The 13,664-nt window shown below is 50.0% G+C and carries 15 protein-coding genes; 5 read left to right on the top strand and 10 right to left on the bottom strand.

Annotation, left to right across the window (positions count from 1 at the left end):
• Window positions 1–30: 30 nt before the first annotated feature.
• From BZK41_RS07595 to BZK41_RS07585, 3 genes are read right to left on the bottom strand one after another with little or no spacing between them, the layout of a single operon-like run.
• Window positions 31–843 carry a MetQ/NlpA family ABC transporter substrate-binding protein gene (locus BZK41_RS07595; protein WP_003029358.1) on the bottom strand — a complete coding sequence of 271 codons (813 nt, stop codon included), beginning with the start codon at window positions 841–843 and terminating at the stop codon, window positions 31–33.
• A gap of 21 nt (window positions 844–864) precedes the next feature.
• The gene (locus BZK41_RS07590) at window positions 865–1,533 is read right to left on the bottom strand and encodes a methionine ABC transporter permease (RefSeq protein ID WP_079937740.1); all 669 of its coding nucleotides are present in this window, start codon (window positions 1,531–1,533) and stop codon (window positions 865–867) included.
• Window positions 1,526–2,548, bottom strand: coding sequence for an ATP-binding cassette domain-containing protein (locus BZK41_RS07585; protein WP_079937739.1), 1,023 nt, complete (start codon window positions 2,546–2,548; stop codon window positions 1,526–1,528). The genes BZK41_RS07590 and BZK41_RS07585 overlap by 8 nt, the downstream gene beginning before the upstream one ends.
• Window positions 2,549–2,923: 375 nt before the next feature.
• On the opposite strand from BZK41_RS07585, the gene BZK41_RS27490 reads away from it, so the two are divergent.
• The 3 genes from BZK41_RS27490 to lpp all read left to right on the top strand — a co-directional run bounded on the left by BZK41_RS27490 (window position 2,924) and on the right by lpp (window position 5,084).
• On the top strand, window positions 2,924–3,118 hold the full coding sequence (locus BZK41_RS27490; RefSeq protein ID WP_247753436.1) for a hypothetical protein: 195 nt from the start codon (window positions 2,924–2,926) through the stop codon (window positions 3,116–3,118).
• Window positions 3,119–3,125: 7 nt separating this feature from the next.
• Window positions 3,126–4,538, top strand: a complete 1,413-nt coding sequence (gene pykF, locus BZK41_RS07575; RefSeq protein ID WP_079937737.1) for a pyruvate kinase PykF — start codon at window positions 3,126–3,128, stop codon at window positions 4,536–4,538.
• A 309-nt stretch (window positions 4,539–4,847) separates the two neighbouring features.
• Window positions 4,848–5,084, top strand: coding sequence for a murein lipoprotein Lpp (gene lpp / locus BZK41_RS07570; RefSeq protein ID WP_003029373.1), 237 nt, complete (start codon window positions 4,848–4,850; stop codon window positions 5,082–5,084).
• A 69-nt stretch (window positions 5,085–5,153) separates the two neighbouring features.
• Here lpp and BZK41_RS07565 read toward each other — a convergent pair whose 3' ends face one another.
• The 7 genes from BZK41_RS07565 to sufA form a co-directional block, all read right to left on the bottom strand.
• Complete coding sequence (locus BZK41_RS07565) at window positions 5,154–6,158, bottom strand: L,D-transpeptidase family protein (RefSeq protein WP_079937736.1); 1,005 nt, start codon at window positions 6,156–6,158, stop codon at window positions 5,154–5,156.
• Between the two features lie 123 nt (window positions 6,159–6,281).
• Window positions 6,282–6,698, bottom strand: coding sequence for a cysteine desulfuration protein SufE (sufE, locus tag BZK41_RS07560; RefSeq protein WP_003832654.1), 417 nt, complete (start codon window positions 6,696–6,698; stop codon window positions 6,282–6,284).
• Window positions 6,699–6,710: 12 nt separating this feature from the next.
• On the bottom strand, window positions 6,711–7,931 hold the full coding sequence (sufS, locus tag BZK41_RS07555; RefSeq protein ID WP_079937735.1) for a cysteine desulfurase SufS: 1,221 nt from the start codon (window positions 7,929–7,931) through the stop codon (window positions 6,711–6,713).
• The gene (gene sufD / locus BZK41_RS07550; protein WP_079937734.1) at window positions 7,928–9,199 is read right to left on the bottom strand and encodes a Fe-S cluster assembly protein SufD; all 1,272 of its coding nucleotides are present in this window, start codon (window positions 9,197–9,199) and stop codon (window positions 7,928–7,930) included. Before sufD ends, sufS begins: the two co-directional genes overlap by 4 nt.
• Window positions 9,174–9,920: a Fe-S cluster assembly ATPase SufC gene (gene sufC / locus BZK41_RS07545; RefSeq protein WP_003832649.1), complete on the bottom strand. Its 747-nt coding sequence runs from the start codon at window positions 9,918–9,920 to the stop codon at window positions 9,174–9,176. Before sufC ends, sufD begins: the two co-directional genes overlap by 26 nt.
• 16 nt (window positions 9,921–9,936) lie before the next feature.
• Entirely contained in the window at window positions 9,937–11,424 is a 1,488-nt protein-coding gene (gene sufB, locus BZK41_RS07540; protein ID WP_079937733.1) for a Fe-S cluster assembly protein SufB, read from the bottom strand.
• An 8-nt stretch (window positions 11,425–11,432) separates the two neighbouring features.
• The gene (gene sufA / locus BZK41_RS07535; RefSeq protein ID WP_079937732.1) at window positions 11,433–11,801 is read right to left on the bottom strand and encodes a Fe-S cluster assembly scaffold SufA; all 369 of its coding nucleotides are present in this window, start codon (window positions 11,799–11,801) and stop codon (window positions 11,433–11,435) included.
• A gap of 728 nt (window positions 11,802–12,529) precedes the next feature.
• Here sufA and BZK41_RS07530 point away from each other — a divergent pair.
• A complete protein-coding gene (locus tag BZK41_RS07530; RefSeq protein ID WP_079937731.1) occupies window positions 12,530–13,012 on the top strand; it encodes an Hcp family type VI secretion system effector in 483 nt (160 codons plus the stop codon).
• Window positions 13,009–13,488, top strand: a complete 480-nt coding sequence (locus BZK41_RS07525; RefSeq protein ID WP_079937730.1) for a DUF2778 domain-containing protein — start codon at window positions 13,009–13,011, stop codon at window positions 13,486–13,488. The genes BZK41_RS07530 and BZK41_RS07525 overlap by 4 nt, the downstream gene beginning before the upstream one ends.
• Window positions 13,489–13,664: the final 176 nt, after the last annotated feature.

The following is a 13,664-nucleotide window of genomic DNA, read 5'->3' as shown; positions in this document are numbered from 1 at the left end:
AAGGCACTGCCGCACCCGGCAAAAAGCGAATTAGTTGTTTACCGGGATCACCGCACCTTTATATTTAGTACGGATCCAGTCCTGAATCTCTTTTGAGTGCAGGACATCAACCAGCGCCACGATATCTTTTTTCTTCTCGTCGCCACGATGTACGGTAATGATGTTGGCATATGGATTGTTTTCACCACTTTCAACAGCAATAGGATCTTTCACTGGATCCAGCCCAGCGTCGATGGCGTAGTTGGCGTTAATCACCACCGCATCGCCTTCATCGTTGTTATACATCTGCGGTAACAGCGCGGCTTCCACGTTAGGCAGGAACTTCAGCTTTTTCGGGTTTTCGACGATATCGCTAATGCGCGCGGTTACTTTATCCACGCCCGGCTTCAGCTTGATCACACCCTCTTTTTCGAAAATCGACAGAATACGGCCTTCCTCAGATACCGCATCACGCATGATGACTTTGCCGCCTTCCGGCAGATCCTTAAGCGATTTCACTTTTTTCGAATAGATACCAATCGGCTCAATGTGAATCGCTCCAGCGCTGACGAAGTCATACGTTTTATCGCCCGCATGATCTTTAATCACGCTGTTCAGGTACGGAATATGTTGGAAGTAGTTGGCGTCAATCTCACGGCCAGCCAGCGCTGTGTTCGGCAGAATGTAATCCTGGAACGGTTTAATCTCTAAATCGATCCCCTGCTTTGCCAGAATCGGTTTGGCTTGTTCAAGGATCTCAGCGTGCGGCACGTTTGACGCGCCAACGGTCAGAGTATCAGCCCAGGAGGCAAAGCTCAGGGCGCTTAAGGTTGCTGCGGCGAGTAACGTCAGTGATTTTTTCATGATAATGGTTTCCGTATTTTATTAGCGTTTATCTAACAGAGAGGTGATCACATCGCCGCAAAGCTGGATGATGAAGACAATGAGCAAAATCGTCACTGTCGCCACCAGCGTGACGTCGCTGTGGTTGCGCTGGAATCCTTCCAGATAGGCCAAATTCCCTAAACCACCGGCACCAATTACCCCTGCCATCGCGCTGTAGCTAACCAGCGCAATTAGCGTCACGGTGATCCCGGACACCAGAGCAGGAGAGGATTCCGGCAGTAAAACTCGAAAAATAAGCGTGCTCAGCCGTGCGCCCATCGAACGCGTCGCTTCAATAACGCCTTTATCCACTTCACGCAGAGCAATTTCGACCAGACGTGCATAAAACGGCGCAGCACCGACGATCAGCGCAGGCAACGCCGCATTGGCGCCGAGAATGGTGCCAACCATCGCTTTGGTGAACGGGATCAGCAGCACGATCAAAATGATGAATGGGATGGAACGGAAGATATTCACCACCAGCGAAATAACGCTATATACCGCACGGTTAGGAAACAACCCGCCGCGCGCAGTCAGGAACAAAGCCAGACCAAGCGCGATGCCCAGGATAAAGGTCGCCGCCCCCGAAAGGGCTGTCATATACAGCGTTTCCTGGGTTGCCGCTAACAGTTGCTCCCACTTCAGATGGGGAAACAGTTCTTCAGCCATGTTGAATCACCTCGCCTTCAATGTCGCTCTGGCGCAGGTCGGCCAAAATATTATTCAATTGTTCTTCAGAGGCCACCACGTGCACCCAGAGCTGACCAAACGCGCCGTGTGCGGTTTGCGTCATCTTGCCATGCAAGATGTTGAACGGCAGGCCATAGCGTAGGGTCAATTCCCCAACCACAGGCCGGTGCGTGCGTTGCCCGGTAAACGTAAGTTTGATAACTACGCCGCCAAGTTCGCTTGCCAACTGCGGATTAAACTCGTCTTCCTCGGTGTACTGGCTCACCTGACGAACAAACTGTCGGGTGATCGGCTGCTGTGGATGGGTAAAGACGTTGAGTACATCGCCTTCCTCAACGACCTTGCCGTTTTCCATTACCGCGACGCGATCGCAGATTTTGCGTACCACGTGCATTTCATGAGTGATCAGCACAATGGTCAATTTGAAACGACGGTTAATATCGAGGAGTAAATCGAGGATCTGATCGGTAGTTTGCGGATCCAGCGCCGAGGTGGCTTCGTCACACAGCAGGACATCCGGATTGTTCGCCAGCGCGCGGGCAATTCCTACACGCTGTTTTTGCCCACCACTGAGCTGGGAAGGATACGCATTTTCACGGCCGTTCAGCCCAACCAGCGTAATCAGTTCGGCAACCCGCGCTTTGATGGACGCTTTGGACGCGCCGGCGATTTGCATAGAGAAAGCAATATTTTCGCTAACGGTCCGCGACCACAACAAATTGAAGTGCTGAAACACCATGCTGATTTTCAGTCGCGCCTGGCGTAACGATTCCCCACTGGCGGCGGAGATATCGTGGCCGTTAATCGTCACGCTGCCGGAGGTCGGTTTTTCGAGACCATTGAGCAAACGAATTAATGTGCTTTTACCTGCCCCGCTGTAACCAATAATGCCGTAAATCTGTCCCTGTTCAACCGTCAGGTTGACGTTATCGACAGCGGTGATGGCAAGCCTGCCTGGCGTAAACACTTTCGAAATATTTTTCAGGACAATCATGTCGTTTGGGTATCCGCTGCTGCTTATTGTTCTTCTGCTAGCGCTTTTAGCTGTTTAGCAGTATGGATGTCCAAACGAGTGTAATCAGTGAGATTGGCTTTTAAAATGAATTAAAACGCATTTGATATAACTTATAGGAATATAGTACGACATCAACGCCAACGGCTTAAAACGCAGTCATCATGATGTTAAATGCAGTTTGTTGCGCAACAAACCGCAACGCCCGATAACCTCTTTATCCATACCGATGAACAAATTCATGAATATTTTTTGTAAAACTGCACAGAAGTGTTTTGAAACGCTGTTTCCATTTTCCTTTTTGATAATTTTCAGCGTATAATGCGCGCCAATTGTCTCTTGAATGGTTTCAGCACATTGACCTGTAAAACTCAACGACTACAAAACTCACCATCCCGTTGGGCTGAAACACAAGCACACATTCCTCTGCACGCTTTTTCGATGTCACCTATCCTTAGAGCGAGGCATCACAACTTTCGTAACTCAGGTTTAGCTTCCCGTCCGTGCGCGGCGGGAGCCAGATTTCCATATCCTTCTCAACTTAAAGACTAAGACTGTCATGAAAAAGACGAAAATTGTTTGCACCATCGGTCCGAAAACCGAATCCGAAGAGATGTTATCCAAAATGCTGGACGCGGGCATGAACGTCATGCGTCTGAACTTCTCCCACGGTGATTACGCAGAACACGGTCAGCGCATCAAGAATTTGCGCAACGTCATGAGCAAAACCGGCAAGAAAGCCGCAATCCTGCTCGACACCAAAGGTCCGGAAATCCGTACCATCAAACTGGAAGGCGGTAACGACGTTTCCCTGAAAGCGGGCCAGACCTTCACCTTCACCACCGACAAATCTGTCGTAGGCAACAACGAAATCGTTGCTGTTACTTATGAAGGCTTCACTAAAGATCTGTCCGTCGGCAACACCGTTCTGGTTGACGATGGTCTGATCGGCATGGAAGTTACCGCCATCGAAGGTAACAAAGTTATCTGTAAAGTGCTGAACAACGGCGACCTGGGCGAAAACAAAGGCGTTAACCTGCCGGGCGTTTCCATCGCACTGCCAGCACTGGCTGAAAAAGACAAACAAGACCTGATCTTCGGTTGCGAGCAAGGCGTTGACTTCGTTGCAGCGTCCTTTATCCGTAAGCGCTCTGACGTCGTTGAAATCCGTGAGCACCTGAAAGCGCACGGCGGCGAAAACATCCAGATCATCTCCAAAATCGAAAACCAGGAAGGCCTGAACAACTTCGACGAAATCCTCGAAGCGTCTGACGGCATCATGGTTGCGCGTGGCGATATGGGCGTTGAGATCCCGGTTGAAGAAGTTATCTTCGCGCAGAAGATGATCATCGAAAAATGTATCCGTGCACGTAAAGTCGTTATCACTGCGACCCAGATGCTGGACTCCATGATCAAAAACCCGCGTCCGACCCGCGCTGAAGCCGGTGACGTAGCGAACGCCATCCTCGACGGTACCGACGCAGTAATGCTGTCTGGCGAATCTGCAAAAGGTAAATACCCGCTGGAAGCCGTTACCATCATGGCGACCATCTGTGAGCGTACTGACCGTGTGATGACCAGCCGTCTGGACTTCAACAACGACAGCCGCAAACTGCGCATCACCGAAGCCGTTTGCCGTGGCGCGGTTGAAACTGCTGAAAAACTGGACGCGCCGCTGATTGTCGTCGCAACCCAGGGTGGTAAATCTGCTCGCGCAGTACGTAAATACTTCCCGGATGCCACCATCCTGGCGCTGACCACCAACGAAACTACCGCGCGTCAGCTGGTGCTGAGCAAAGGCGTTGTTGCACAGGTGGTTAAAGAAATCAGCTCTACCGATGATTTCTATCGCCTGGGTAAAGAAGTCGCTCTGGAAAGCGGTCTGGCTCAGAAAGGTGACGTCGTGGTTATGGTTTCTGGTGCACTGGTTCCGAGCGGCACCACCAACACCGCATCCGTTCACGTACTGTAATAATTCCATCGCGAATTAATTTGCTTAAAAAAGCGCCCTGGTGGCGCTTTTTTTATTTTATCGATAGCCACAATTAATAAAAAATCAAATCGGATTTCACTATCTAATCCGTGATTATCTAAGATGAATCCGATGGAAGCTTTCTGTTTTCACTCGGGTTTTTAGCCGTTTTTGCACAATTCGATGCTTCTTTGAGCGAACGATCAAAAATAAGTGCATTCCCATCAAAAAAATATTCTCAACATAAAAAACTTTGTGTAATACTTGTAACGCTACATGGAGATTAACTCAATCTAGAGGGTATTAATAATGAATCGTACTAAACTGGTACTGGGCGCGGTAATCCTGGGTTCTACTCTGCTGGCAGGTTGCTCCAGCAATGCTAAAATCGATCAGCTGTCTTCTGACGTTCAGACTCTGAACGCTAAAGTTGACCAGCTGAGCAACGACGTGAACGCAATGCGTTCCGACGTTCAGGCTGCTAAAGATGACGCAGCACGCGCTAACCAGCGTCTGGACAACGCAGCTACTAAATACCGTAAGTAATAGTATCTGTGTAATAGAAATGGCGCACATTGTGCGCCATTTTTTTTTGCTCTGAATTTCCCTTCCCTGTTATTGCGTAGCGCGTACCTCAGCATCCTCTCCCGGCATGCCATTTTGCGCAGACTTCACTTCTGGCCCATTGCTTGCGACCGATGCTTGCCCGACTGTGACGGTGACCGGATAACCTGCGCGACGATACAACGCCCTTTCCACCAGACTGTTGTCCACCGCTTTGTTGTCTTTAAACTGGGTAAAACCGGCTGGCAGCACATACGGCATGGTCTGGACGTTTTGTTCCTCTTCCGGCGACAGCGGTCGATGCACTTCGACATACCTCATGCCGTTCGGCTCAATCGAATATTTTATCGGCTCATTAATCACCCTGACCGGCGTGCCAGTGCGGACCTGAGCAAACAGTGCTTTAATGTCCGGCGCGTTCATGCGAATACAACCAGAACTCACACGCAGTCCCACGCTGTCCGGCGCGCTGGTACCATGGATCAGATATTCACCGTTTCCATGCGCCAGACGCAGTGCAAAGCGTCCTAACGGATTATTTGGCCCGGCAGGTACAACTGGCGGTAATGTGATGCCGCGCTCCAGAGAGCGTTTACGGATGCCTGGTGTAGGGGTCCAGGTTGGATTCGGGATTTTCTGCCCAACCCGGGTTTCCATCATCGGCGTTTCCAGCCCCTGCAAACCGATACCAATCGGGAATACCTGAACAATATTCTCTCCCGGCGGGTAGTAATACAGACGCAGTTCCGCCAGATTCACAATAATGCCTTCGCGTGGTGCATCCGGCAGCAGTAATTGCGAGGGAATAGTAATCAGGGTTCCGGGTTTAGGTACGGGGGCAATAGTATTGTTGGCTTCAAGGATCAGCATGGCAGCGGTATCAAACTTACGGGCTATCGCCTGTAGGTTTTTATCGCCTTCCTGCACGGTGTAAGTTTGGTTTTGCCCAACAAGACGGCTGTTCGCCTGGGGCAAAGGATAATCGACCGCCCATGCGGCCTGAATAGCGCTGTAAGCGCCGATTAGCATTAACGTAATAACAGACGCGCGTTTCATACTCACTCACCCCCCTGGCGTTCTTGCCGGACGGCGGCGAGCGCCCAATCCGGCCTACGAGTCACTGCGTTGCCTTACACGAACGCTTTCAAGTCGGTCTGAAAGTTGACGTGTTTTATCAGTTTAGCTAAGAGTTGCGGCTTTGGCGCGAATAGCCCGAATCATCGCCTCCAGCCCTTGTGAACGAGACGGCGTGAGATGTTGTGCAAGTGCCATTTTTTCAAACCACGGACGCACATCAAAATTCACAATATCCTGTGCCGTCATGCGATCATACAAAATGAATACCACGGCAATAAGTCCTTTCACAATTGCCGCATCACTGTCGCCCTGCAATTCAATAATCCCTTCGCCATTCTGGTTCATAACAATCCATACCTGGCTTTGACATCCCTGGATGCTATTTTCCGGGCAGCGTAAGTCGTCGTTTAATTCCGGCAAACGCTGACCCAGTTCAATAATGTACAGGTATTTCTCTTCCCAGTTAGCGCAACGCAGAAAATTACGCAGCAACTTTTCTTTATCCGGTAGCGCAGCCATAACGCCTCCCTGTTAGCCCAGTAAATGATGAATACGCTTGAGGCCCGTTACCAGGCGATCCACTTCTTCATGGGTGTTGTACATTGCAATCGACGCCCGGCACATAGCAGGAACATTATAGTAGGCCATCAGCGGCATAGCGCAGTGATGCCCCGTCCGCACGGCTATTCCATAGTTATCAAGAAAACTGCCGACGTCATAGGCGTGATGTTTGCCGAGATTAAATGCAATCACACCCAGGCGGTTATCCGGTCCGTAGAGCGTCAAATCCGGCACATCCGCCAGCTGCTCCAGCGCATAGCGCATCATGAATTGTTCATATTCGCTGATTTCAGTAAGCCCCAGCGCCGAAACATACTCAATAGCCGCGCCGAGTCCGATAATACCTCCGGTGTTTGGCGTTCCGGCTTCAAAACGCCAGGGGGCTTTAGCCCACGTCGTTCCTTGGCTCAAACTTACCGTCGCAATCATTGAGCCACCGCCTTCCCAGGGCGGCATCTCCTGCAACAGCGACTCTCTGGCATACAGAACGCCAATACCGGTTGGACCGTAAAGTTTATGCCCGGAGAAAACATAAAAATCGCAATCCAGTGCCTGTACGTCCACCTGATGATGCATCACCGCCTGCGCGCCATCCACCAGCACTTTCGCGCCGAATTGATGTGCCAGGGCAATCATTTCCGATAACGGGTTCTCGGTACCCAACACGTTAGAAACGTGGGTAATCGCCAGCAGTTGCGTGCGATCGTCAAACAGCGTCGGCAGCGTCTCCAACTGCAACGTACCATCGGCATTGAGCGGGATAACGCGCAGCTCTGCCCCTACGCGGGTACACAGCATCTGCCAGGGCACAATATTGGCGTGGTGCTCCATTTCGCTGATGATAATGTTATCGCCCGCCCGCACGTTGCTGCTACCCCAGCTGTTCGCCACTAGGTTGATACCTTCCGTCGTGCCACGAACAAACACCAGCTCTTCCGCAGAGCGGGCGTTAATAAACAACGAGGCAAGTTTGCGCACATTCTCCATTTTTTCCGTAGCCTGAGCGCTCAGCGTATGAATACCGCGGTGGACTGCCGCATAGCCGTGACGATAAAACTCGGCCTCGGTATCAATCACCTGATTGGGTTTTTGCGCGCTGGCAGCGCTGTCCAGATACGCCAACGGTAAACCGTTCACTTCACGCGTCAGGACCGGAAAATCAGCCCGTACTTTTTCAATGGGGAATGTCATGCTGCGCCTCCCGGCAACCGTTGGGCGATCCGCGCCAGTACCTGTTGTTTCAGCGTTTCATCGCCCAGGGCTTCCGTCAGCTCAGCGGCAAACGCATAGAGAATCATGTGTTGAGCATCCTGCTGACCGATTCCGCGTGAGCGCAGATAGAACATCTGCTCGTCGTCGATCCGTCCTACCGTCGCCCCGTGGCTGCATTTCACGTCGTCGGCGTAGATTTCGAGCTGTGGCTTGGTATCCACCTCCGCCAGTTTTCCGAGCAACAGATTATTGTTGGTCATCTGACCGTCGGTTTTGATGGCGTGCTGTGCGACGTTGATCAGACCATTGAATACCGCCCGCCCCTTATCGCTGACAATTGTTTTATGCAACTGGCGACTGTTGCAATAGCCTTTGTTGTGCTCAAGCCAGGTCCGTGTATCACAGACTTCATTTTTCACCGGCATTGCCAGACTGTTCAACCGAAGCGTGGTGTTTTCACCGTTAAGCTGCGTACTGGTGTTATGGCGCAATACCGCATCACCAAGCAAGAAACTGTGGCTGACGGCAGTCGCATCCGCACCCAATTGAATATCATTATGGGCGAAGTGGTGGCTGAGCGGATTTTCAAACGCCAGTTTGATATGGCGCAAATGGGCGTTTGCCGCGACGTTCATCGTTAAGCGTGCGCCGGTGAAATGGCGACGCTCGCTGAGGCTGGCATAGTGTTCAATGACGGTGGCTTCTGCGCCTTCCGCCAGCTCCAGATGGTGGCGATAGTGCGCCGTATTCACCTCATCGCCCGCCACCCCCTGGGTAATATGCAACAGCAGCAGCGGTTTTGCGGGGCGCTGGTTACGCTTCACCTGAATGTGCGTTACGCTACGGGACAGGCTTTCGGTCAGGTGCAAAAACACTTCCGGTTGGATAGCCGCTGGCAGCGCCTGGCGCGCATCGTCAATGGTAATGTCAAAACCGCTACCGTCCGCGCTGTCGCTGAGCGTCGGAGAGAATTGTCCGTCAACAAATACCAGTCGAATAGCGTCAATAGCCGGCGATAACGCTGCACATTGGGCAGGCGTTATCTCAGCGACATGACTGACAAACTGACTGTTGGTTAATCCTTCCAGCGGTGTGTATTTCCAGTCCTCATGTTTACGCGTTGGCAGTCCCAGACGCAGCATCTGTTGCAAGTGCTGCTGCGCATGGTGTGAGCGTGTCTCCCCTTGCGTCTCAAACAGATGGTGCCACTGTTGCAGCACGTTACTGCTGTTCGCTAAGCCAGCCATAACCTTGCTCCTCCAGTTGTTTGACCAGCGTGAAATCGCCGGACTTCACAATTCGCCCCTGGTAGAGAACGTGAACAAAATCGGGTTTGATATAGTCCAGGATACGCTGATAGTGAGTGACGATAATGAATGAGCGTTTCCCGTCACGTAGTGAGTTCACGCCATCGGCAACGATTTTCAGCGCATCAATATCCAGCCCGGAGTCTGACTCATCAAGAATGCACAGCTGAGGCTCCAGCACGGCCATTTGCAGAATGTCATTACGTTTTTTCTCACCACCGGAGAAACCGACGTTAACCGAACGCGTGAGCAAATCTTCCGGCATCTTCAGCAGCGCAATTTTCTCTTCCATCAGGTCCTGGAAGTCGAATCGATCCAGCGACTCTTCGCCACGGTAACTGCGCACCGCATTCAGTGCCGTTTGCAGGAAAAACTGGTTACTAACGCCAGGGATTTCCACCGGATACTGGAATGCCATAAAGATCCCTTCACCGGCCCGGTCCTCCGGCGACAGTTCCAGTAAATCCTTGCCGTTGAACTCTACCGTCCCGCCAGTGACGTCGTAGTCTTCCCGTCCAGCGAGAGTTGCGGAAAGCGTACTTTTCCCCGAACCGTTTGGTCCCATAATGGCGTGAACTTCTCCGGGTCGAACCTCAAGGCTCAACCCACGCAGGATCGCCTTATCTTCCACACTGACCTGTAAATCTTTGATGCTTAACATGTGCTTTCCTTAAAATTTAACCGACGCTGTGCTCAAGACTTATGGCGAGAAGTTTTTGCGCTTCCACGGCAAACTCCAGCGGCAGTTCAGAGAACACGTCTTTACAGAAACCATTCACGATCATCGAAATGGCATCCTCTTCGCTGATGCCGCGCTGCAAACAGTAAAACAACTGGTCTTCACCAATACGCGACGTGGTGGCTTCATGTTCAAGCTGGGCGCTGTTGTTACGACACTCCACATACGGGAAGGTATGTGCCCCACAATCCGCACCAATCAACATCGAGTCGCATTGGGTATAGTTGCGGGCGTTGGTGGCGGTCGGCATGATCTTCACTAAACCGCGATAACTATTCTGGCTGTGACCGGCGGAGATCCCTTTCGAGATAATGGTCGATTTGGTGTTCTTGCCGATGTGGATCATCTTGGTGCCGGTATCGGCCTGCTGGTGACCACTGGTCAGCGCGACGGAGTAGAATTCGCCGATCGAGTTGTCGCCACGCAAAATGCAGCTTGGGTATTTCCAGGTAATGGCCGAGCCGGTTTCCGACTGCGTCCACGACATTTTGCTGTTTTCGCCTTCGCAGAGCGCGCGCTTGGTGACGAAATTCAAAATACCGCCCGTATTGCCATCGCCGGGAAACCAGTTTTGCACCGTGGAGTATTTCACTTCGGCATTTTTGTGGATGATGACCTCCACCACCGCCGCATGCAGCTGGTAGCTGTCACGCACCGGGGCTGAACAGCCTTCGATATAGCTGACGTAGCTGCCCTCATCCGCAACCAGAATGGTGCGTTCAAACTGCCCGGTTTTTTCCGCGTTGATACGGAAATAGGTCGACAGCTCCATTGGGCAACGCACACCTTTCGGTACATAGATAAACGTACCGTCGGATGCCACCGCCGCATTTAGCGCGGCAAAGAAATTGTCATTGCCCGGGACAACCGTGCCCAGGTACTGTTTTACCAGCTCTGGATGATCGTGAATGGCCTCACCAAACGAACAGAAAATAATGCCCTGTTCCGCCAGTTTGTCGCGATAGGTGGTCGCCACCGACACCGAGTCAAAAATGGCATCAACCGCCACCTCTCTGCCTTCACGGACCGGCACGCCAAGCTGTTCGAATGCGTCCTCAACCTCTTTGCTTAAAAACGCATTCGCCCCCGTTTGCTGTACCGCTCCCGGCTCAGATGCGCAGGTTTCATCACAATTGCCGCAGGACGGCGCGGAGTAATAGCTATACTCCTGGTAATTTAGTTTGTCGTAATGCGCTTTCAGCCAGTGTGGTTCTTCCATCGTCAGCCATGCTTTAAAGGCATTCAGGCGAAATTCCAGCATCCAGTCAGGTTCATTTCGTTTTGCCGAAATCGCACGCACGACATCTTCATTGATCCCTTTCGCCAGCTCATCGGTTTGCAGTTGGGTGAAGAAGCCCTCTTTGTAATTAAGGTGCCCGCCAGCCCAGGTGTTGACATCGTCAGTTGCTTCAGTATTACGAGACATAGTACCGCCTATACCCCAAAACTTTCGCCACAGCCGCATTCGTTCTGGGCTTTCGGGTTATGAAATTTAAAAAGCTGATTTAATCCTTCGCGAACAAAATCGACCTCTGTGCCGTCGATGAACGGCATTGCTTGTAACGGCACATAAAGTCTGGCGCCATCCGTTTCAAACAGCAGATCGTCTTTTTCGGGTTGGCGGACGGTATCCAGCACGTAGCCGAATCCCGCGCACCCTGTTTGCTTCACACCTAGCCGTACGCCCAACATATCGGGTTGCTTCGCCACCAGCTCAAGGATATGCGCCGCAGCAGCTGGTGTTAACGTGAGTCCACGCCATGCAAAATCGTCCGGATTAAATGTTCCTGAATGCAATTCCATAGGGTTACCTCGAGTCACTAGCGTTAAAGCTATAACATCATGTTAGTGATAATGATTATCACTTCAACCCCTCAACAGCAGGGGCATTCGGGTTAATCGCCCTTTTTGACTACTTTTACTAAGCATAGACCCTGCTGCGTGGGTTCACAGAGATGGAATTTTTTGTTCAATACATTGATTAATAATGGATTATAAAAATCCAATCGTTCAGGCAGGTCAAATGTCAAAAGATGTATAGATAATGTCTATTTAAGGGATAGGTTTTAAAAGTTAAAGAAAATCATGCGATTATTGTATAATCAGCAACTTAGTATTTTCTCGTGATAGACAAATGCGGACTATTTAACGCCCAAAATTGAGCCCTCAGCGCGATTTTTCTTCACGAGCTGCACATTTTTCATGCTTCCTGTGGACGTGATTTATAAAAAACACCACAGCGCCTTCCTGACATAACCCACGTTACTGTTTGTGCTGCTACTTTCAGGTTCTTACTTGATAGCGTTATAAAGTCCTTCTCAACATCAAAATTAAGCGATATGCTCCCCCCCCAAAAATATCAATAATTTTTATATGTTTATTATTACCACTCATATTAAATTCAAGTTTTCCATTCCCTCCATAAATATCAATAAAATATATTGAAAATGTATGGCATTTATTGCCTTGTGTTCTCATGCAATATGTCGTTTATTAAAGCCTCCTTACTTATATGAAATGGAATTTTAGAAATGGCTATACCTGCATATTTGTGGTTAAAAGATGATGGAGGAGCAAATATCAATGGTTCCGTAGATGTTCGCGACCGTGAGGGGAGCATTGAGATCCTGGGCTTTGGTCATGGCCTGCACCTCCCTACCGACAACAACACAGGGAAAATAACAGGAACACGAGTGCATAGCGCACTTGTATTCGAAAAGGAGTTCGATAGCTCCAGCCCATATCTTTACAAAGCGGTAGCCACTGGGCAAACCCTTAAGGAGGCTGAATTCAAATGGTACAAAATCAATGATGCCGGTCAGGAAGTTGAATATTTCAACATGCTACTCGAAACAGTGAGGGTGGTTTCAATTTGTCCCCTAATGCACGACGTAAAAAACGCAGCAACTGAAAAACATAATCACCTTGAAAGTATTGCCCTTAGATATGAGCGAATAACCTGGAAACACTGCGACGGGAATTTGATATTTTCTGATTCATGGAGTGAGCGGTGATTCGTTGTACATTTCATTTAAACGGTGGACAACTATCGAATCTTAGCTGCCCTGGTGTTGGCTTCTTCCCAGCATATTCCGGTAACAGTGGGGAGCATAGAAATAACCCTGACTCGGTAACAATTAAGGACATAGGACCACTCCCCCCTGGTAAATACTATATTGTTTCACGTCCGAAAGGCGGGGTTTTCAGCGCGATTAAAGACTATACTGCGTCAGAGATTAGCGGTTCAGACCGCGATATCTGGTTCGGATTATTCAGAGAGGATGAAAAATTAGATGACGTTACGTTCTATAGTAAGGTCAGTCGGGGATATTTCAGATTACACCCAGCGGGTTATAAGGGTGTCAGTAATGGTTGCATAACGCTCCCCAGCAGAGCTCATTATAACATACTCAGACAAGCTCTCTTAAACACTCCACGAATACTGGTTACCTCCAGCATTCGTGCATACGGCACTATTCAGGTGTATTAATGAAGCATATCCAAAAAATCATCACTTGGTATTTATTTGCAATGTCTTGGGTTTGTTTTTTTCTCCTTTTTTTTAGATACTTACCTGAAAATAAATTATTTGATTTAATCTACCCTAGCGTAAAAGAAATGGATCCAAATACGTGGGATAATACCCATATGACCGGTATTTTTATA

The organism is Citrobacter sp. A316 (assembly GCF_002042945.1).
Classification (GTDB): domain Bacteria; phylum Pseudomonadota; class Gammaproteobacteria; order Enterobacterales; family Enterobacteriaceae; genus Citrobacter; species Citrobacter portucalensis.
The sequence above is the reverse complement of the archived record's forward strand: the minus strand, read 5'-3'. Positions and strand labels throughout refer to the sequence as shown.

Coding starts and splice junctions, on each gene's coding strand:
- BZK41_RS07595 (WP_003029358.1), bottom strand. CDS start 843: ATGAAAAAATCACTGACGTTACTCGCCGCAGCAACCTTAAGCGCCCTG.
- BZK41_RS07590 (WP_079937740.1), bottom strand. CDS start 1,533: ATGGCTGAAGAACTGTTTCCCCATCTGAAGTGGGAGCAACTGTTAGCG.
- BZK41_RS07585 (WP_079937739.1), bottom strand. CDS start 2,548: ATGATTGTCCTGAAAAATATTTCGAAAGTGTTTACGCCAGGCAGGCTT.
- pykF (WP_079937737.1), top strand. CDS start 3,126: ATGAAAAAGACGAAAATTGTTTGCACCATCGGTCCGAAAACCGAATCC.
- lpp (WP_003029373.1), top strand. CDS start 4,848: ATGAATCGTACTAAACTGGTACTGGGCGCGGTAATCCTGGGTTCTACT.
- BZK41_RS07565 (WP_079937736.1), bottom strand. CDS start 6,158: ATGAAACGCGCGTCTGTTATTACGTTAATGCTAATCGGCGCTTACAGC.
- sufE (WP_003832654.1), bottom strand. CDS start 6,698: ATGGCTGCGCTACCGGATAAAGAAAAGTTGCTGCGTAATTTTCTGCGT.
- sufS (WP_079937735.1), bottom strand. CDS start 7,931: ATGACATTCCCCATTGAAAAAGTACGGGCTGATTTTCCGGTCCTGACG.
- sufD (WP_079937734.1), bottom strand. CDS start 9,199: ATGGCTGGCTTAGCGAACAGCAGTAACGTGCTGCAACAGTGGCACCAT.
- sufC (WP_003832649.1), bottom strand. CDS start 9,920: ATGTTAAGCATCAAAGATTTACAGGTCAGTGTGGAAGATAAGGCGATC.
- sufB (WP_079937733.1), bottom strand. CDS start 11,424: ATGTCTCGTAATACTGAAGCAACTGACGATGTCAACACCTGGGCTGGC.
- sufA (WP_079937732.1), bottom strand. CDS start 11,801: ATGGAATTGCATTCAGGAACATTTAATCCGGACGATTTTGCATGGCGT.
- BZK41_RS07530 (WP_079937731.1), top strand. CDS start 12,530: ATGGCTATACCTGCATATTTGTGGTTAAAAGATGATGGAGGAGCAAAT.